Here is a 20,518-nt window from a genome sequence, read left to right as displayed (position 1 = left end):
TTAAGGCAGTTTTTATGTCAAAGGCAATTTGGCTTTTTAAGTTTAGGCTAAATAAGGTTTAAAGGTGTCACTGTACAATAATGGCATGTTGCAATAAGAAAGAGCTAACTCCAATTCCTGATTTGTTTATTGCCTTAAGATTGATTTCAAATTTTAATTTATTTTCAATTATAATGAAATTTAGGTGTGCGCCTTTTTTTCCAAATCCGTTTCGCTCCGTTACAATCAATACGGATCGATCTGAAAATTTAGAAATGATTGTTTCAATTGGGATGCTGCAGTTATAGGGAACAAATAAGATATTGCAGCTACCTACTTGAGCGATATCTTTGTATTCTTTGATTTCTGTTTTTTTGTTTTTAGCATTGCTAATTAATAATGGAGTAATTGGACTTGATTCCAGAACAGCAATCTTGAAAGCTTGATTTTTTGGGTTGTCTTTCCAGCGTACATAATCTATAAAACGGTACAGGAAATCGGCTTTCATAGCATAGGCGTTATCTGTCATATCCTCTTGGGCAGTTAGTGGATTTGCGCCCGTGAATATGGTGATTAAGCTTAAAATATAGATATAACTTTTGATGGTCATTATATTTTGTTTTTTATAGGAAGAGTATCGTTTATTGGTCGAATAGTTTCGTGTTATTTTCGGTGTGTTTTGGTTTTAATTATTTGTTTTGATAGTATAAATTTAACGAATTATAGAGGCTGTTTGGGTTGCTTTAAGAAAAATTTAAATCTATATTATTTGATTGTCAAGGAGTTATAGTTTGTAATTTAAAGACAAACTAAACTGGGTGCCTAATTGACTAAATTGTGATCCGCCATAAGTCATTTGCGAATAGCGTCCGTTGAAAGTAATCAGGTTAAATTGGTTTTTTATTTGAGCGGGGTCGTTTAATATCGCGGCTCCAGCTGCATTTTCGGACTTGAATTTCCATTTTGGCAAAATGTTAAATGCATTGTCTATGTTTAGAGCCAGCGTTAATTTAGTTGTTACAAGAAAATTAATTCCTAGATCGGTAACGATTTTAGGGCTGAATTCAGTTCTTAAATTCGAATCTAAGCCGGATTGTTTAAAAGTTGTTTTGCCAAAATAGCTGTTGTTAAGGTAGAAATCTAATTTTTTTACTTTATAATTTGTTCCCAAAATCCATTTGGTTTTGGGTCTGGAGGTGAAAGTCAATGCTTCAATTGTTGCGCCAAAGTTATCACTGGCTACATCAGAGATTCTTTTATTTTCGAATGTGATGTTTCCCGATAAGTTGAATGCCAGTTGTCCGTTTCCAAGTCCTAGGTTGCTGTAATTCATAACCAAGTCGAGTCCAGATGTTTTAGAATCAAAAGAGTTCTCGAACCAAGCCACTTTTCCAAATTGTGGAGTATTGACCACATCTCCTAAAGCGATCCGGTCAGTTATTGCAATGTTGTAATAGTCAATGGTGATGTTGAAATATTTGAGGGGTCTGGCTCCAATTCCTATGGTTGTGTTTGTCGATTTTTCTGGAGTTAATTTTGTAATGCCTAAAATGTGTGCTTCTGGAGAAACATTATTAATGATTCGGGTAACTTCAATTCCGCCTCCAGCATTAAACGTATATTGGGATTTTTGAGTGTAAATTTGATGTAGCGTAGGTGCTCTGAAACCAGTAGAAACAGAAGCTCGCAGGGTGATTTTATCGTCGAGGAATTTATAACGGCTACTTATTTTCCAGACGGTGGCACTGCCAAAATCACTGTATTCTTCCTGACGAAGTGTTGCGTTTACAAGAAAATCTTTTGTTAGATCATAGGCCAAGTCAAAATAAGCTCCCCAGTTGTATCTATTCCATTTTCCGGCTTCCTTAGGAGTGGTTCCGGCAAAGGAATCTGCACCAGCTCCTTCCCAAGAAGCTTTGTCGCCTTCGATTGTCTCAAAATTTTCGGATCGAAATTCAGAACCAAAACTAATACTAATTTTGTCAGATAGTATTTTGAACACATCCAGATTCCCTATAACATGATTGAAATTAGATCCTCCAGGTTTGAACGAAATTGGGCTGTTTTCCTGATAAATAGGATTTCCATTGGAATCTTTCAGCGGTGATCTATTTTGGGTATTGTCTAAGGTATAGATTTGTGAATTTCCGCCGATGGTTATGCTGGCATCGGCATTCCAGCCATTTTTTATGGATTTAAAACCTAAGCTGGCATTATAATCGGTTAAATCTCCGGTAAAAGTAGGTTGATAGCCTTTATAAGAAGCGACAGTGCCGTTCCCAAAAAAATCCTTCAAATAGGTTGGGTAAGCAGTAGCGATTCGCCAATTAGGAATAGAGGGGTTTTCAAATGGATTTTTGATTGACATCCAATAAGGAGCTCTGTAATTAGCAAACGAATTCACTTTTTTATAAGTATAGGCGGCATTATAATACAATTCAGTTTCATTGGATAGATTCAATCCTCCATTGATTAAAAATTTTGCAGCTGCAGTTTCGGGTGTTCCGTTGGTATTTGCTGCGTATGGTTGGTCTTTTAAAAACGAGTCTACGGCTTGCTTTCCAGCGATGTTTCCTTGGTTTATAGTGGCTAGTTTTGCATTATAATCTGCTGGGAAGTTGACTTTGTATTGTTCAAAAAGGCTGTTAATTTGTGCCTCGGTCATAGCATCAGTCAGAGTTGTATTGCCAAGAGTATTGTCATCGTTTACATAATTCAAAGGATTATTTGGTAGCAGTCTCACAAAATCATTAAAATCTCCTTCGGCATCTACTTTACCGGCACGATTTGTCAGGTTTATTTTAGAGAAGTCTACAGTGTAGTTTAGAAATCCTTTGTTGCCTATAGTAGAACCGTTGTTTATACTTATGTTCAAGAGTTCTCCGTCTCCTTTAGAAGTGATACCGGTTCTTAGGGTTATCGAACCATCATCAGGGCTTTTTTTTAATATAATGTTGATCACTCCGGCTATAGCGTCCGATCCGTATTGAGCAGAGGCACCGTCACGTAAAATTTCTATTCTGTCGATGGCATCAATCGGTATAGCTGAAATATCGGCTGCCGTTTCTCCTCTTCCGGGTGAAGGTTGGATATAAAGTAAAGAGCTTAGGTTTTTGCGTTTTCCATTGATAAGCACTAAGGTTCTGCTGGGACCCAGATTCCTGATTTCATAAGGATCAAGTAATGAAGTGGCATCGTTTACCGGTGTTTGAACCGTGTTAAAAGATGGGATACGGTATTGTAATGCCTTGTCAAAAGTGAGTTGTCCTGTTGAAGCCAATTCGTTGGCGGATATGATATCTATAGGAAGGGCTGTTGCTGTGTTGCTTCGTGGAGCTGCTCTAGTTCCTGTGACTATGATTTCATTAAGAATTTGGCCTCCTTCTTCAGACAGGAAAACATTTAAAACAGCTTCTTTGGTTTCATGTTCTTGTTTTGAAAATCCAAAATAACTGAAAATCAATATAGCGGCTTCTTTGACTTGAATAGAATAAGCTCCGTTAATGTCTGTCGAAACACTATTGCTGGTGCCTTTTTCGGTTATGTTGACACCTGACAAAGGGCTGCCGGCGTTATCGAAGACAAAGCCAGAAACCTCTTTTTGGGCGAAAAGAAAAGTCACGTTTATTAGAAACAATATTAACAAAAACTTTTTCATAATAAGTTGATGTTCGTTTGACTTTAAAGCAATAGCAACATAATAGTTGCAAGAAGCTTTTATCTTACTGCTTTAGGTGTTTTTGGTAGAAAAAGCAGTTATTGTAACAGCTAGAAAACGGAATGTAAGTTGTAGAGTTATTCTCTTTTTTGAATTATAAAAATAAAAATAGACTCATGGACTAACACTGTATAAGATTTGGGGGAATAATCTTAACTCTGTGTTGGCATTTTTTGAAAATTGAAATCGTATTTTGAATAAATCAATTTTTTTTAAAAAAATAAAGAACCGATTTTAATTCAGCAACTTTATAAAAATAACAGCCTGATAATAATTGGTTAGGGCTAGATTTGTAATATGTAAATTTAGTCAATTTTAATCAATTAACTTCAAATACTAGCCGCTTTTTTATTCGTTTCAAAAGATGGACAAAGGCAATGTGGTTTCTAAAAGTGGGTTTGTTTGAATGTTATGAAATGCGCTTTTAATGACAGCCACAATCATCTGTTCCGCAGTTTTTCTTTTTTTTTTTATTTTTGAAAAAAAACTTTCTAATCAAAAAAGCAAGGGCAAGTCCCAGTAAAGTAAAGGCGACGATTTCTTGAAACATAGGTCTTTATTTTAAAATTTGAAAAGCGATTAAAGCAACAATATAGGCTAGTCCGCTCATGAAAATGAGTTGACCTAAAGGCCATTTCCAAGAATTCGTTTCTTTTTTGGTAATGGCTAATGTACTGGCGCATTGCAAGGCAAAAGCATAGAACAACAACAAGGAAATTCCAGAAGCAAAATTGAATATTTTATTTCCAGTAACGGGATTGATCTCGGCAGCCATTCGGTTTTTTATAGTCACTTCATTATCGCTACCACCTACACTGTAAATTGTAGCTAAGGTTCCTACAAAAACTTCTCTAGCTGCAAATGAACTGATGATGGCAATTCCTATTTTCCAGTCATAGCCTAGAGGTGAAATAACAGGTTCTATGGTTTTTCCCATAATTCCAATATAGGAATTTTCTAGTTTTTGAGAAGCGACCGCGTCTTCAAATTCAGTTTCCGAAAGTGGTTTGTTTATGTTTTCTTCGATGACGATAGCATCGGCATTTTTAAATTTTTCTCCAGGTCCGTAGGAAGCCAAAAACCAAAGCACGATTGATATGGCCAAGATGATTTTTCCAGCGCCAGAGACAAAGGCTTTTGTTTTTTCGACCACATTTATCGCTACGTTTTTGAACATAGGTAACTTGTAATTAGGCATTTCAACGATGAAGAAAGTTTTGCCTTTTATCTTCAATATTTTATTCAAAATATAAGCTGAAAATATAGCCATCCCAAAACCTAAAAGATACAATAGCATTAAGGTTAAACCTTGTAGATTTAAAACCCCAAAAATTCGATTGTCTGGAATTACTAATGCAATGATGATAGCATATACCGGTAGTCTGGCAGAGCAGGTTGTAAATGGTGTGACCAGAATGGTAATCAGTCTTTCTTTCCAGTTTTCGATGTTTCTTGTAGCCATAATTGCTGGAATTGCACAGGCAGTTCCGGAGATTAGTGGCACAACACTTTTTCCGGATAAACCAAATTTTCGCATGATTTTATCCATCAGGAAAACTACTCGGCTCATATAGCCGCTTTCTTCAAGAATGGAAATAAACATAAAAAGAAAGGCAATTTGAGGAATAAATATAAGGATTCCGCCTATTCCGGGTATGATTCCTTGCGAAAGTAAATTTGTTAAAACACCGGCAGGTAATTCTTCGTCAGCGAGTGCGCTCAAAGACGCAAAAGTCGAGTCAATAAAATCCATAGGAATTTTGGACCATTCGAAAATCGATTGAAAAATGACGAATAAAATCAAAAAGAAGATGGCATAACCCCATACTTTGTGGGTAAGTACGCGGTCCAGTTTGCTGCGGAAATCTTTGGCTTTAGAAGAGTCCACTTTCAAGCCTTCTTTCAATACATCATTTATGAATTGATAGCGTTTTATCGTTTCTTTTTGTTGCAAACGTTTTAAATCAGAATGCGATTTGGTAAAAGAACTTCTGATTTCATTTCGTTCTAAATTCAGAAAGTTTACATCCTGAGTAATCACTAACCACAATTTGTATAATAGCTGATTAGGGAAAGCTTTTCGAAGATTATTGAAGTAATCAGGATCTATACTCGAAGCATTCAAACAAGGTTCGCTGGAAATGGATTTGTAGGTAACTATTAATTTTTTTAATTCGTCTATACCAAAACCTTTTCTTGAGCTGATTAAGGCAATCTTAGTTTTTAAGTGTTCTTCCAGAAAAGGAATGTCTAATGAAATTCCTTTGTGTTCCATTCGATCGGCCATATTAATGACTAAGATCGTTGGGATTTCGAGGTCTTTTATTTGGGTAAAGAGCAGTAAATTGCGTTTTAGATTCTCTACGTCAGTAACTACAAGGGCTACGTCAGGATATAATTTATCGTTTTTGTTTAGCAACAGTTCAATAACAACATTCTCATCAATAGAACAGGCGTTGAGGCTATAGGTTCCGGGTAAGTCTAGGATATTTGCTTTGACATTGTTCGGTAATTTGCAAAAACCAATCTTTTTTTCAACGGTGATTCCTGGATAATTTCCTACTTGTTGATTCAATCCGGTCAATTGATTGAAAACCGAAGTTTTACCTACGTTTGGATTGCCTATAAGCGCTACATTGATATTTTCTCCACTCATTAGAAATCCTCTTTTAGGGGTTCAACCTCGATTTCACGAGCCGTTTCTACACGAATGGCTAAATGAGAACCGTTTATATTCAAATATAAAGGATCTCCAAAAGGAGCTATTTGCAGTAATTCGACCGTGTTGCCTGGCAAACAGCCCATTTCAAGTAATTTTAAGGGTACAATATCAATATCGAAATCTTTGATAATGGCTTTTTCGCCTTTTTTTAGAGAAAATATGGTTGTTCGCAAAGCTTATTTAGATTGAATTAAGATTGCAAAAATACACATTATAATACAAATACAAATGATAATTATCACTTTTGTAGCTTTTTTGCAATACATTAACAGTCTCGAAAAAGAATGTCAGTTTGGGTTGGACTATTATTCTTCAGACAAGAAGGCAATGTCAGCGATTAATTTTTGAACTTCTTCTTTGTTGGTTCCATCGTAAAAGCCGCGAACTCTTTTTTTGGAGTCTACTAAGACGAAATTTTCCGTATGCACCATATCATATAACTCGCTTGGTTTACCCAGTTTTACGGCCAAATACGATTTTCTGGCCATGGTATATATTTCTTTTTTGTCACCAGTGACCAGGTTCCATTTTTTATCATTTACTCCATTTTTTATGGCGTAAGCTTTCAAAACGGGAACGCTGTCCGTTTCCGGGAAAACGGTATGGGAAAGCAACATTACTTTTGGGTTGTTGATGATTGCTTTTTGAATCTCGGCTAGGTTTGTTGTCATTTTTGGACAAATGGAGCCGCAAGTGGTAAAGAAAAAATCGGCTACATATATTTTGCCTTCATAATCTTTTTGAGTGATGGTTTTTCCATTTTGGTTCACAAAAGAGAAGTTGGCTATGGTATGGTATTTTCGAACGTATTGCACCGCGGTATCAACCAATTCAGGATTTACGTCGGCAGGGTTATATATTGGGAGTGATTTACTAGGTTTTAAAGCGCCATAAAACAAATAGAGTGTTATGGCTGAAAATAGTAAAAAAACAGCAAAAAATTTTCGGTACTTATATAAAATAGATTTCATATATGTAAAATTTATTTGTTAGAGGTTATATATGTTATCGCCTTTTTATTTATTGGTACTTGCTTGCCCCAACTTGTTATTAATGGTGATTTCATAAAAATAATTTTTTGCAAAAGTACAAAAAAGTAGCCTTCTTCACAGGAGGAATCAAAGTATTAATAGTCAAGATGCATTTGGCATTTTTTTCAAATATTATCAATAGCTTTGTGAGACTAACCTAATGATTTTATAATATGAAAATAAAGCTAAATAAGCAGCTACTTTTTGTGATTCCTGCAGTCGTAGGATTTATTGATGTTCATGGCCAAGTTGTTCCAGCAGCCAAAGAACCAGGAATTAATATTCAATATATGGATAAAAAGGTAAAGCCTTCTAATGATTTCTTTCGCTATGTAAATGGAACCTGGTTAGATAATACAGAGATTCCAGGTGATAGAACGCGTTGGGGGAGTTTTGATGAGTTGCGTCAAAGAACAGATAACGATGCTCTGGCAATTTTAAAAGAAGCGGTGGGAAATCCAGTGTACAAGTCCAATACAGATCAAGGGAAAGCGATCAATTTGTACAAAACTATTTTAGACACTGTTGGTAGAAATAAACTAGGAGTAACACCTTTAAAGCCTTATTTGAAAAAAATTAACGCAATTAAAAACACTAAGGATTTAGAGAGCTTTTTGATAGAAATGGAGCCTTTGGGTGGTTTGGGCTTTTTTGGAGCCAATGTAGGGAGTGATGCTAAAAACAGTAATAGGAATGTGATTACTCTTGGATTAGGCAGCGTGGGTTTGCCGGACAGAGATTATTATGTTTCCGAAGATGCCGATTCTAAAGAGAAACGAGCTAAATATGTGGAGCATGTGGCCAAAATGCTCCAATTTATCGGCGAAAAACCAGCACAAGCAAAAACGAATGCTAATAAAATATTAGCATTAGAGACCGCAATGTCAAAGCCACGGTTAGACAGGGTTGAAAGAAGAGACAGAAGAAAATCATACAATCCTATGACTGTTAAAGACCTTCAAAAATTGACTCCGTCAATCAATTGGGATTCTTATTTTACTAAGATTGGTTTACCACTTACAGATTCATTGATCGTTTCTCAGCCAAAATACATGGCAGCATTGGAAACTATTTTCAAAGAAAATAAGGTCGAAGACTGGAAGGCTTACATGAGATGGACTTTGTTGAATAGAGCTTCTAGCCAGCTTTCTACTGCGATAGAAAATGCCAATTGGGAATTTTATGGGAAAACTTTGACCGGAGCCATAAAACAAAGACCAAGAGATGAGGGTGCTCTTCAGGTTATTAATGGATCTTTGGGTGAAGCCTTGGGGAAATTATATGTCGAGAAGAAATTCCCTGCAGAAGCTAAAGCTAAAGCAGAAAAAATGATTAAAAATATTTTTGTCGCTTTTGAAAACAGAATCAAAAATTTGACTTGGATGTCGGCAGCGACTAAGGCTAGCGCGATTGAAAAACTGCATAAATCGAGAATCAAGATTGGTTATCCGGATCAATGGAAAGATTATTCGGCTTTAGTTATTGCTGGTTCTGAAGAAGGTGGATCTTATTTTGAAAATGTTAAAAATTTAGCGAAATGGCGTTATAATGAAAGTCTTGCCGAGTTGGCTAAACCAGTTAATAAAGAAAAATGGGGAATGTCTCCGCAAACAGTAAATGCTTATTACAACCCTTCTTATAATGAAATTGTTTTCCCAGCTGCCATTTTGCAGCCGCCTTTCTATAATTATCAGGCAGACGAAGCGGTAAATTATGGAGGAATAGGTGCGGTTATAGGTCATGAAATCTCTCACGGATTTGATGATTCAGGAGCGCGTTACAATGCCGATGGAAATTTGGTAGACTGGTGGACTGCTGAAGATTTGAAACAATTTTCTGCCTTGACTGGAGCGCTAGCGGCCCAGTACAGCGCATTAGAGCCTTTGCCTGGAACTTTTGTTGACGGTAAATTTACACTTGGGGAAAACATAGGAGATTTAGGTGGAGTTAATGCGGCTTATGATGGATTGCAATTGTATCTAAAAGAAAATGGGAATCCGGGCTTAATAGACGGCTACACGCCGGAGCAACGTTTCTTTATTTCTTGGTCTACTATTTGGCGTACAAAATCACGCGATGAAGCAATCAAAAATCAAGTAAAGACTGATCCGCATTCTCCAGGAATGTATCGCGCTTATGTTCCTTTACAAAATATAGATACGTTTTATCAAGCCTTTGGTATTCAGCCTAATGATGGGATGTATATTGAGCCTTCTAAAAGAGTTAAAATCTGGTAGTATTATATTGCTAGAAAAAAAAGACCTGTCAGCTTAGTTGACAGGTTTTTTTGTTAAAATGGATGATTGTTTGCGTGTTTTTCTCATCGAATAGTTTACGATGTATAATCCAGTTAAAGTTACGGTTGCGCCTATAGCGATAGCTGCATTAAGGGACTCTCCAAAGATTATAGCTCCCAAAATCACAGCGATAATAAGATTGATATAGGAATAAATGCTGCTTATTTCGGCAGGTAGATGTTGTAGAGCATAGATAAACGCAATAAAAGTGAGAACCGAGCCGAAAATAACTAAATACGCAATGGCGCCCCAAGAAATGGCGGGAATCGAATCTAAACTAATAGAAGTTCCGGTGGCACCGGTATAAGCAAACAAGAAAATGCTGGAAATGAACATTTGCAAACCCAAACTAAAATAAGGATTAAAGCTGGCTGCTTTTTTCTTGATATACAAGGTGCCGAAAGCCCAAGTTAGCGTAGCAATCAAGGAAAGGATAATACCAAATCTAAAATCAGGTTCGAGGAAATCATGTAAATGGTCGTAAAAGATAACGCAGACGCCTCCAAAACTGACTATTAGCCCCAGTATTGCTAATCGAGCTAGTCGCTCTCCTCTAAACAAACTGATGATGACAATCCATAAAGGCACAATCGCTCCTATTATTGCACCTAGTCCGCTACTGATGTATTTCACTCCCCAGGTACTCAGTCCGTTGCTTAAAGCAAAGTTCAGAATGCTGAGAATCAGGATTGTTTTCCACTGTTTTCCCTTTGGCCAAGGTGCTTTTTTGAACAGGAAAAAAGAGATGTAAAGTATTCCCGCTATAAATTGTCTTATGGCGGCGAGTTGTAGCGCAGGCATGTGTTTTACGCCTTCTTTTGAAGCTAGCCAGGTAGTTCCCCAAAAAAAACTAACCCAACACAAAGCGATTATAGGCAATCCGACAGCATTTATTCTGGTCGAAAAAGCAGTTGTAATTTTCGTTCTCACGCTATAGAGGGATTGTCGTAAATGTATAATCGAGAATTTGTGTCAAGTGATGCGCCGAAATATTTTTTTTAATAGAAGCTTTCTTGTGGCTGAACTTTGGAGGCGTTAGATTTAATTCCAAAGCTTTTTGGGTGTAATAAGCTTCGCGCGTGGGGTGAAAGGGAGCGACAGCATTAAAAATGTTTCCCCAAATGTCCTTTTCGATTATTCTTTGGATAATGCCAATGCAGTCTTTTTGATTAATCAGATTTATTGGCGCTTCCGGATTCTCCAGATTTTCGCGCGCTGCTAAAAACTTTACGGGATGTCGGTCTTCGCCAATTAATCCGCCAAAACGCAATATTGTAGTTTTAAAATGAGTATTGTTTTGCAATAATTTTTCAACAATGGCAAGCTGTTTTCCGCCCTCGGTATCGGGGTTCAAAGCGGTTTCTTCGGTCACTAAATCATTATTGTCCCCATAAACTGAAGTCGAACTGACAAAAAGCAGTTTTTTGACTGTGGATTTTTCGATAAAAGGCATTAATGTTTTTATTTTCCCAACAAAATCCTCTCGGTTATTTCCTCTTAACTTCGGCGGGATGTCAATGATTAAAATTTCACTTTCTTCCAAAAAAGCACTAATGTTGCCAGAGATACCGTTGTTTTCGAGTGCAATTAAAAAGGGCTCGATTCCTGCTTTTTCCAATGTTGGAATTTTCTCTTCGGATGTCGTGGAACCTTTTATGCAGAATCCTTTATCCAATAGTTTTTGTGCCAAAGGAAATCCAAGCCAGCCACAACCTAAAATGCTAATTTTTGCCATTTTGCCATCGTTTTATCGAATGCAAATTTCAGCATAATTATTCAACTTTTAGGCTGTCCACTTTAATTATTGCATTTTCTTTTTTAAATGTTTTTTGCATCGGAATTTTAGGGAGTTCTTCAACTAATCTTGGGTTCGGTTTGATTCTTTTTTTGATAACTACGGCATCAGTGAGGACAAAAGGAGTGGGCATCATCCAAGAGGCTCTTTTACTGATGTTAAATAATGGATTGCGCATTAGATCAAAAGAACTTTCCAGTAACTGCATGTCAAAAACGGCGGTTTTAAGGATACTGAATTCCATATCCAGCGGCTCGTTATGCACCACATAATAGCTTAGGATTTTCTTACCGTTTCTTTTTAATTGCAATCCTTGTTGTTCTAAATGCTTTACACCATTGGCTGTAAAGTTATTTATGCTCATTTTTTCATTGGCAAAAATATCATAACGATTCACTTTTCTACTCGGAGAAATCCTAATTTTTAAAAAGCGTTGATTGCCGCTGATACTGTCTTTCAAAAACTGGATTGTAGGCTGCGGAATATCTTTTTTAGGCGCTTCGGCAGCAAAGGTAAATTCGGAGTTGTATTTGCTGAACAAGGGAGTTTCATTGTGAATTATTGGTGATTTAGGATTTTCTCCTAAATATTGTTTTGTCCAATAGTCCAGATTTTTGTCATAAGTAACCCAATTTGCGGTATTGGCTTCGGCATCATATACATACAATAGGCTGTTTGATTTTGCCTTTCCCTTTTCATAACCGGATTCATAATGCGCTTTCGCAAAAAATCCGATAGAAGCCAATAAAAAAGCAAGGGACCACCATCCTTTTTTGATAAAACTTCCAAAAGTAGGAAGCAATAATCCAAAGCTCAAAACGGTAAGAAGGGCACTGGCAAAAAGCACTTTTAGACCCAATCCTATGGGGAACATTTGTATGAAAGGCGCAATGATGATCAAGGCCGGAATGCTTAGAAAAAGATTGAGTATTTTGTTTGTTTTTTGGGTAACAATAAAAATACTAAAAGCTAATAATCCAAAATAAACAGGGATGATTAAAAAACCGGCTCCTTGCAGGCTGATTGCGAGATAGGCATTTATAAGCAGCCAAATAAATAAGGGCGCAATATAATGGTTCATTTTTATTTTTTTGGCTGAAAACCGATGGTAAAAAGCAAAACTGATGGCCATTGCTAAAAACACAAAAGCGGCAATATACGCATGACCATTATAGGTAAATCCGTTGAGTAGATCATTGTATTGCGGATAAAGAATTAACAGTAGTTTCCAGCCTAAAAAAGTGATTAATCCAGCGCTGATTAATGAGCCTAAGAAAGGAATAAATCCTTTGATGATTTCTTCGAAGGACAAAATACGTTTAGCAATTCCGATGAAAATGAGCATTAGGAACAGTAATGTTGCAATAATCACCATAGGAACAACCCAGCTGAAGGGATACTTTATAAAAGAATAAGGGGCTGTAAAATAAATGTAATCTTCGCTTGCTTGAGTGGTATTCAAATCAGCATTCGAAAAATAAGTAAGTAATGGCATCAGATAACTGCCTTGGTGTGCCAAGGTATTTTTGTCCAAGTGGGCGCTGTTGTCCTGAGCTGTATGGTAATTGTAGTGACCGTCTATAAAAGCAAAATTAAAGCCTTGAATGTTTCCTTTTTCTCTAAAAACGGTCAAATCAGTGTCGTTAGGGAGCATTTTATAGATGCTGTACATTAGAGAATTAGAAACAGGATAAGTAGTTTTAGCAGCAGCAAATTCCTTTACCAGAGCGGCGTTTCCTTTATTGGTTTCCATTAACATGTAGCTAGGGCCTGAGGAACCTCGGGCTTCAAAGTTAAGCGCCAGTCCTATTTCTTTGGCCCAATGGTGTTGGGTTACAAAAAGAGCAGCTCCGTTTAAACCTAATTCTTCGGCATCGGTAAATAGAATAATGATGTCGTTTTTATGTTGTTTCTTGTCGTATAAAAAAGCGCGCACACCTTCTAGTATTGTGGCTACTCCAGATCCTGCATCGCTGGCACCATAGGAATAGGAGTGAGGAGCACTGTCATAATGAGAAAGTAAAAGTAATGCCTTGGAATTGTTGGTTCCTTTTATTTTTGCCATTATGTTTTTGGACTTGACTAGATTGCCCCAATCGGTCAAAGTGTAACCTTCTTGAATGGAAGTTTGTAAGCCTAATTTGCTTAGTTCTGTTTGTAAATAAACAGCTACTTGATCATGGTTATCCGAACCTACATAATGAGGTTGTTTTGCGATAGCTTCTACCTGGGCAAAAGCTCTTTTGGTAGAAAAATCAGCAAGAGGACCTTCTTCATTCGAAGTCCATTGTGGCATCATGCTAAAGTATATGAATCCTAGGGTAAGGAGGAAGAATAGAACTGCAAAAATTGAGGTGTAATCTTTTTTCATTTTGGTTAATAGGATTTGGGGTGTGGTATTATAAATCTTTTTTGACTAGTACATAATAGTCGTTGTCCAAAAGCATGTAGCCTTGATCATAGAGGAAATGATAGGTATTTCCTGTTTTAGTTTGTAAAACGTTAGTAAAGAATTCAAAATCAAATCCCTTACTCAAGAGTTTTGCTCTTGTGGTTTTGGATTTTCCTTCTGGATTTAGTTCAGATAGAATGCGGTAATTCTTGCGCAACTTGTTGTTGATGTTGCGCATGAAATTATTACTGTCTTTGTTTATTTTGTTGTTATAGGCATTACGGCAACCGTCACTACAAAATTTCTTGTCTTCGCGACCTATGATTTTTTCGCCACATTCTAAACAGCTTTTCATCATCTTAGTTTTTTAATTTGATACAAGTCGGTTCTACGGTCTTTTAGAATTCTAACACTTCCATGCTCGTGCAACTCCTTTAATAGATTTAAATCTACATCTACAATAAGTGTCATTTCTGTATTTGGTGTTGTTTCTGCTTTGATGCCGTTGCTTGGAAAAGCAAAATCAGAGGGTGTAAAAACGGCCGTTTGTGCATATTGAATGTCCATATTGTTTACTTTGGGCAAGTTTCCTACACATCCGGCTACGGCAACATAGCATTCGTTTTCTATAGCTCTGGCTTGGGCACAATGTTTTACTCTCGTGTATCCATTTTGGGTGTCTGTTAAAAAAGGTACAAATAATATATTCATTCCTTCGTCTGACATTAATCTTGAAAGTTCCGGAAATTCTACATCATAGCAGATCATGATTCCTATTTTTCCACAGTCGGTATCAAAGGTTTTTATTTCGTTTCCGCCACTCATTCCCCAGTGGAACACTTCGTTTGGCGTGATATGAATTTTAGTATACATCTCATAGGTTCCATCTCTTTTACAAAGAAAACCAACATTGTATAAGGTGCCATCAATAATGTGTGGCATACTTCCGGTGATGATATTGATGTTGTAGGATATGGCTAATTCTTGGAATCGTTTGCGTATAGGTTCAGAATAACGGGCTAATTCTCTAATGGCATCTGCTTCTGAGAGGTGGTTGTAATCGGCCATTAAAGGAGCAATAAAGAGTTCCGGAAAAAGGGCAAAATCGCTTCCGTAACCGGAAACGGCATCAATGAAAAATTCTGACTGTTCAAATAAAGCCTCCAAATCTTTTAATGGGCGCATTTGCCATTGGATTAATCCTAATCGAATGACACTTTTTTCCAGATTTATAATCCGTGGACTTTCGTCATAATAGATGTTGTTCCATTCGAGTAGAACGGCAAACTCTTTGGATTGTTTGTCACCTTCCAAGTAGTTTTTCATGATTCGCATCACATGGAAGTCATTGCTTAGTTGAAAGGAAAGAACGGAGTCATGCAGTTCTTTTCGTTTTACTTTCTCGATGTATTCTTTTGGTGTTAATTCATCGGCATATTTTCCGTAGTTTGGAATTCTTCCGGCAAAAACGATTGATTTTAAATTTAGCTGTTCGCAAATTTCTTTTCGGGCATCATACATTCTTCTCCCTAAACGCAATCCGCGGTACTTTGGAGCAATGAAAACATCAATTCCATATAAAACGTCTCCTTTTGGATCATGGGTAGAGAAAGAGTAATTGCCGGTTATTTTGGCATAATCGTGTTTTTTATCAACTAGGTCTTCGTTTACGATTAAGGATAAGGCAGAACCTACTACAATATCATCTACTAGTATTACCAACTGTCCTTCAGGAAATAATTGTAATAGTTTCTCTATGTGTGATTCTTTCCAATAGGAACCTACCATCTCTGGATAGGATTCGATCATAGAGTTTTTGAGTTCTTTATAGTCTTCTATTCTTAGGTTTCTAAGTTCGACTTTGTTGATTTCCGTTTGCATAAGATCTTTTGATATTGGCTAAAGTAGTTAAATTCTTATTCATTCGCAAACGTTTACAAATGTTTATAATCGAAAGTAATTGAATACTAACCGAATAGATTTTGGGTCTTATCGCATCTTTGCTTCGTCGAAATCAAAGTGAAATCGGCAAGAGTTTTTAAACGAACAGCAACATTTAAATTTTACACGCCATGAATGCATTAAGAAACAAAGTACAGCTAATCGGACATGTAGGGAATGATCCGGCAATTAAAAATTTTGAAGGAGGAAAAAAATTGGCCAATTTTACACTCGCCACAAACGAGAGCTATAAAAATGACAAAGGCGAGAAAGTCGAAGAAACCCAGTGGCATCGATTAGTAGCTTGGGGAAAAACGGCTGAAATTATTGAAAAATACGTAACTAAGGGAAAAGAAATTGCCATTGAGGGCAAACTTGCCCACCGAAGTTATGATGATAAAAACGGAGAGAAACGTTATGTTACTGAAGTGGTTGTCAACGAAGTTCTTTTATTAGGAAAGTAAATCAGTATTTGTTAAAATTAAGTCCCGGTGTTCAGTTCTTTTATACTGGAAACCGGGACTAATTATTTTTGGGTAAGTCAAATCGAGGGCAGCGTTTGCATCTTTTGTCTTCTCCTTTTTTATATTTTTCACAACACTCTTTCTTTAAGTCTTTGGCGGGCTTATCATTTTCAAGGAGTTTTTTTTTATCCTTTTTTTTGGCCTTATTTTTATCCTTTTTGCCCAATTTATAAAGAATTAAATCAAGAGGTGGAAAATCTTTGGAGACGACCTTAGATTAGTTTTATTTAGCGGTAGCGTTCCTTTGTGTGAGTTCTTGCATGTCTCTGTCAAATAGATATAGCCCGCCTTTGTCATCGCCTATTAAATTGATTTTGTCCAAAATAACTTTGGCTTGGGCCTCTTCTTCAATTTGTTCGGCAACATACCATTGTAAGAAGTTATGAGTAGCATAATCTTTTTCAGTGAGAGAAATATGTACTAAATCGTTAATGGATTCGGAAACGAAAACTTCATGTTGGTACACTTCTTCAAACATTTCTTTGAATGTGGCGTAATTTGTTTTTGGGGCCAGTAAATCAGTGACTTTGGCATGACCGCCGCGCTCATTTAAAAATTTAATTATTTTGAGCATGTGCATGCGCTCTTCGTCAGATTGTAGATACATGAATTTTGATACACCTTCTAATCCATGTGTTTCGGCCCAAGAAGCCATTGCAAGATAAATCTGACTGGATTCAGCTTCAATGCGAATCTGATTGTTTAATGCGGTTTCGATGTTTTTTGATAGCATGGTAAAATGTTTCTTGTAAAGTTACAAAAAAGAGTTCGTTATCTATGTGTGATTTAGAGAAAGTAAGCTTTGAATTTGTGCAGATCGTTGTGTTAAGGATGTGTTTTTCTTGTTGTTGATTTCGACGAATTGGTAAAAATAAAAAGGTCCCAAAAGAAATTTCTTTTGGGACCTTTTGGACTATAAATAGAATAGCTTATTTTATTTTGAAAGTAACTTTTCTTACTAGTTTTCTAGCAGCATCAGAATTTTTCTCAACTGAATTGTCTTCACCAGCAGAAACAACATTCAATCTTGAAGCATTGATTTTAGCTTTAACTAAAACATCTTTTATGTTGTTTGCTCTTGCAGTAGATAATTTGTTGTTATAAGCAGTTTTTCCTAATTCGTCAGCATGACCAATAATGTCAACTGAAGCAGAAGGATTGTTTCTTAAATAAGTTAAGATAAAATCGATTCCATCAGTAGAAACATCAGTAGGAGTTGATTTATTGAAATCAAAGTAAGTACTTACGTAACCACTGTTGATTAAGTTTTTAATCAATTCGTTGTTGTTTAAAACTGCTGAGTTACCAGTGTTTTTTGCGTAGTTTGCCAATAAATAGCTTTCCAATTCATCTGGAACGTTATTTTTGTTTAAATCAATAGCTCTTCCTTTAGAATCAACCATTACTCCAGAAACAGTATTTTTTTCTAGGTCTAAGTAATCAGCAACACCATCTTGATCAGTATCGATCAACATAGTTTCAAGAGTGTCAACTCTGTCTTTTAATGCTAATACATCTTTGTCTACTAGAGTAACCCAGTCAGCATGTTTAGCGTTTTTACCTAAGTAAACAGTTACACCAACAGTTCCGTTGAATAAGATTCCAGAAAATCCTCTAGAAGAAACTGTACTTGCAGCGTCAAAAGCAGCGTTTTGAGAAGCGTTAAGGATAGTTGTAAAATCTCCAGTTAAAGCGATTCTGTTAGATAATTTGATTTGACCTGTTACACCAGCCATAAAGTTACCCATTCTGTCTTTCAATGCAGAGTTTTGATCTTCTAATTGAGCTAAACCAAAACCAGCATGTGCTAATAAACCAAGAGTGTTAGTCCAAGTTTCGAAATTCATGATTCTTCCTAAGTTAGCTACCGCTTGAATGTCTGCTCTGTAGTATTTAGTGTCAAAATCAATAGAGTTGTTTTTTCCTTGGAAGCTGTTGTAACCGAAATCAGCTTTCAAACCAAATTTATTATTGAACATGTATCTAGCTCCAAGATCAACTACATAAGGACTTGGTGTAGATGTAAAATATCCTGCTGTCATTGGTCTTTGTGTTTTATTAACACCACCGGCCAATTCAACAGACCATTTATTAAAGTTGTTTTCTGTGTTTTTTTCAGTAACAGTTTGCGCATTCACAGCCGAAACTCCTGAAGCAAAAACTAATGCGAACATAAATTTTTTCATTATTGTAATTTTTAAAATTTATGCAAAAATACGATATATTATTTGATAAGAAATTTCAATCAGTTAATTATATAAGGTTAGTTGTTTATTTTGTAAATAAGTAATTTTTTTAGGCTTTTAATGGGTATTCAATTATTTTTTAGTGCTATATTTTTTGATAATGAAATCATTTATGAGTTTTTTTGAATTAAAAATTGGTAATAATTCAATCTAAAGGTTTCAGATGTTAAAAATGTAACAAAAAAACGACTTGTTGTTGACGATATTCTTAATTTTCGAATTGGCTTAAAACATCCGTAATTTTTTCGAAAGAGCTGAAATTTTTATGCTCCACTTTATGGTTGATTTTTTCATGTTCCCAAGTAGTGTGAAAAGGAATATGAACAGCATGTCCGCCAATAGCCAAAACAGGTAAGACATCCGATTTTAATGAATTTCCAATCATGAAAAATTCTTCGGGTTGAATTTCCAATCGCTTAATTAAGTCAGAATAATCAACCTCCTGTTTGTCTGACATTACTTCGATATGGTGAAAATATTTCCCAAGTCCGGAGTTGTGAAGTTTTCTGCGTTGGTCTAGTAAATCCCCTTTGGTGGCAACAACCAGTTTGTATTTTCCATGTAAGGCTTCCAAAGTTTCTTCGACACCTTCTAATAGAACGATAGGTTTTTCGGTTAATTCTTTGCCGTATTGGATAATTCTTTCGATGGCTTCGATGGAAATAGTGTTGTTAGAGATTTTCATTGCCGCCTCAATCATCGAAAGGATGTATCCTTTGATGCCGTAACCGTATAATTTTAAATTGTCGATTTCGATCTTGAAAAGTTCTTTTGAAATTCCCTGATGTGACAGATAATCACTCATTAAACTGCAGAATTTTTCTTCAGTTTCGGCAAAATAAGTTTCATTGACAAATAAGGTGTCATCAGCATCAAAAGCGATTACTTTTATATTTTTCATATCTTTTATATATCTGTAGAAGAATGTTCTTTAGGATTTAATAAGTTTCGTATAGAAATTGTTTTGGAATAAAAGGTAGTTCTGATTCCCAAAAGTAATATCAAGCCCCCAATAATCATTTGGAAAGTTATTTTTTCATCTAAGAATAGCCAGGCAAGAATTGTGGCTAAAACCGCTTGGCCCAGTAAGCTCAGGGAAACACGTGTGGCTCGCATATGTTGCGTAGCATAACTGATAAGCAGCCAGGCAATGAGTTGGCAAACTATTCCTTGGATGAATAAAACGCCCCATCCTGCATTAGAAAAACCACTAAAAGGTTCGTTTAAAATTAGGCAGACAATTCCCAGAAATAGGGTTGAGGTTATTAGTGTAATGGACATAAAGGTAAGCACATCCATATCTGATAGTATATTTTTGCTGACTAGCATATAAACCGCGTATAGAATTCCGGATAATATAGCGAGAGAAAATGCAATGTTGAAGTCTAAGTTGATAAAGAACTCAAATCCCACAAGTGTAATCATTCCGAAAATGGCAATCAATGTTCCAATCCAGAAATTAAGTGCAGGTTTGTTTTTTAAAAATAAAAAAGAACCAATACCTACCCAAACCGGGGACAGATTAGTAAGTAATGTAGCTTGGGTTGCGCTGGATTCCTGTATAGAAATATTCCAAACAGCGACATCGGCAGCAAATAGAAGACCACAAAGAACCGCTAGTAGACTAATCTTTAATTGGGGTAATTTGAATTTTTTAGTAATAAAAACATAAGGTAATAGTAGTGCTCCCGCGATCGCCATTCGGTAAAAAGCAGAGATTAAACCACCAGTCAGCTGGAGTTTAACCAGTATTGGAAAAACCGAAATACAGAGAATTCCAATAGCTAAAGCTAATCGAGGTTTTGCGTTGGTCATTTTTAATGATTTTTAAAACACGGATTTAAAGGATTAATTGATTTTAATTTCTAAATCC

Annotated in this window: 16 protein-coding genes; 2 read left to right on the top strand and 14 right to left on the bottom strand. The window is 36.1% G+C overall.

Annotated elements, in window-relative coordinates; all coding sequences use genetic code 11:
- Window positions 1-67: 67 nt before the first annotated feature.
- From BUB25_RS03695 to BUB25_RS03675, 5 genes are all read right to left on the bottom strand, one after another.
- Window positions 68-589 carry a YfiR family protein gene (locus BUB25_RS03695; RefSeq protein WP_072940160.1) on the bottom strand — a complete coding sequence of 174 codons (522 nt, stop codon included), beginning with the start codon at window positions 587-589 and terminating at the stop codon, window positions 68-70.
- 174 nt (window positions 590-763) lie between these two features.
- Window positions 764-3,637 (bottom strand): TonB-dependent receptor, encoded by a 2,874-nt coding sequence (locus BUB25_RS03690; RefSeq protein ID WP_072940157.1) that lies wholly within the window; start codon window positions 3,635-3,637, stop codon window positions 764-766.
- A 616-nt stretch (window positions 3,638-4,253) separates the two neighbouring features.
- Window positions 4,254-6,353 (bottom strand): ferrous iron transport protein B, encoded by a 2,100-nt coding sequence (gene feoB / locus BUB25_RS03685; protein WP_072940154.1) that lies wholly within the window; start codon window positions 6,351-6,353, stop codon window positions 4,254-4,256.
- Window positions 6,353-6,592 carry a FeoA family protein gene (locus BUB25_RS03680; RefSeq protein ID WP_072940151.1) on the bottom strand — a complete coding sequence of 80 codons (240 nt, stop codon included), beginning with the start codon at window positions 6,590-6,592 and terminating at the stop codon, window positions 6,353-6,355. The genes feoB and BUB25_RS03680 overlap by 1 nt, the downstream gene beginning before the upstream one ends.
- 132 nt (window positions 6,593-6,724) lie before the next feature.
- Window positions 6,725-7,390 carry an SCO family protein gene (locus BUB25_RS03675; protein WP_072940148.1) on the bottom strand — a complete coding sequence of 222 codons (666 nt, stop codon included), beginning with the start codon at window positions 7,388-7,390 and terminating at the stop codon, window positions 6,725-6,727.
- 233 nt (window positions 7,391-7,623) lie between these two features.
- Here BUB25_RS03675 and BUB25_RS03670 point away from each other — a divergent pair, with 233 nt between their 5' ends.
- Window positions 7,624-9,687: a M13 family metallopeptidase gene (locus tag BUB25_RS03670; RefSeq protein WP_072940145.1), complete on the top strand. Its 2,064-nt coding sequence runs from the start codon at window positions 7,624-7,626 to the stop codon at window positions 9,685-9,687.
- Window positions 9,688-9,720: 33 nt separating this feature from the next.
- Here BUB25_RS03670 and BUB25_RS03665 read toward each other — a convergent pair whose 3' ends face one another.
- The 5 genes from BUB25_RS03665 to BUB25_RS03645 are packed head-to-tail and all read right to left on the bottom strand — an operon-like array spanning window position 9,721 to window position 15,815.
- On the bottom strand, window positions 9,721-10,677 hold the full coding sequence (locus BUB25_RS03665) for a DMT family transporter (RefSeq protein ID WP_244533805.1): 957 nt from the start codon (window positions 10,675-10,677) through the stop codon (window positions 9,721-9,723).
- 1 nt (window position 10,678) lies between these two features.
- On the bottom strand, window positions 10,679-11,482 hold the full coding sequence (locus tag BUB25_RS03660) for a Rossmann-fold NAD(P)-binding domain-containing protein (protein WP_072940142.1): 804 nt from the start codon (window positions 11,480-11,482) through the stop codon (window positions 10,679-10,681).
- Window positions 11,483-11,519: 37 nt separating this feature from the next.
- Window positions 11,520-13,913 carry a M28 family peptidase gene (locus tag BUB25_RS03655; protein WP_072940139.1) on the bottom strand — a complete coding sequence of 798 codons (2,394 nt, stop codon included), beginning with the start codon at window positions 13,911-13,913 and terminating at the stop codon, window positions 11,520-11,522.
- 28 nt (window positions 13,914-13,941) lie between these two features.
- Window positions 13,942-14,289, bottom strand: a complete 348-nt coding sequence (locus BUB25_RS03650; protein ID WP_072940137.1) for a hypothetical protein — start codon at window positions 14,287-14,289, stop codon at window positions 13,942-13,944.
- Window positions 14,289-15,815 (bottom strand): carbon-nitrogen hydrolase family protein, encoded by a 1,527-nt coding sequence (locus BUB25_RS03645; protein WP_072940134.1) that lies wholly within the window; start codon window positions 15,813-15,815, stop codon window positions 14,289-14,291. The genes BUB25_RS03650 and BUB25_RS03645 overlap by 1 nt, the downstream gene beginning before the upstream one ends.
- Before the next feature lie 191 nt (window positions 15,816-16,006).
- Between BUB25_RS03645 and BUB25_RS03640 the strand changes: the two genes are divergently transcribed.
- Window positions 16,007-16,339, top strand: coding sequence for a single-stranded DNA-binding protein (locus BUB25_RS03640; RefSeq protein ID WP_072940131.1), 333 nt, complete (start codon window positions 16,007-16,009; stop codon window positions 16,337-16,339).
- Window positions 16,340-16,622: 283 nt separating this feature from the next.
- On the opposite strand, the gene BUB25_RS03635 is transcribed toward BUB25_RS03640, so the two are convergent.
- The 4 genes from BUB25_RS03635 to BUB25_RS03620 form a co-directional block, all read right to left on the bottom strand.
- Window positions 16,623-17,132 (bottom strand): ferritin, encoded by a 510-nt coding sequence (locus tag BUB25_RS03635; protein ID WP_072940129.1) that lies wholly within the window; start codon window positions 17,130-17,132, stop codon window positions 16,623-16,625.
- Between the two features lie 196 nt (window positions 17,133-17,328).
- Window positions 17,329-18,585 carry an OmpA family protein gene (locus tag BUB25_RS03630; RefSeq protein ID WP_072940126.1) on the bottom strand — a complete coding sequence of 419 codons (1,257 nt, stop codon included), beginning with the start codon at window positions 18,583-18,585 and terminating at the stop codon, window positions 17,329-17,331.
- A 268-nt stretch (window positions 18,586-18,853) separates the two neighbouring features.
- The gene (locus BUB25_RS03625) at window positions 18,854-19,546 is read right to left on the bottom strand and encodes an HAD family hydrolase (RefSeq protein ID WP_072940122.1); all 693 of its coding nucleotides are present in this window, start codon (window positions 19,544-19,546) and stop codon (window positions 18,854-18,856) included.
- 5 nt (window positions 19,547-19,551) lie between these two features.
- Window positions 19,552-20,460: a DMT family transporter gene (locus BUB25_RS03620; protein ID WP_072940119.1), complete on the bottom strand. Its 909-nt coding sequence runs from the start codon at window positions 20,458-20,460 to the stop codon at window positions 19,552-19,554.
- Window positions 20,461-20,518 lie beyond the last annotated feature (58 nt).

Source organism: Flavobacterium granuli (assembly GCF_900129705.1).
In the GTDB taxonomy this organism is placed as follows: domain Bacteria; phylum Bacteroidota; class Bacteroidia; order Flavobacteriales; family Flavobacteriaceae; genus Flavobacterium; species Flavobacterium granuli.
Note: the sequence above shows the minus strand (reverse complement) of the source record. Positions and strands in the feature narration are given on the sequence as shown.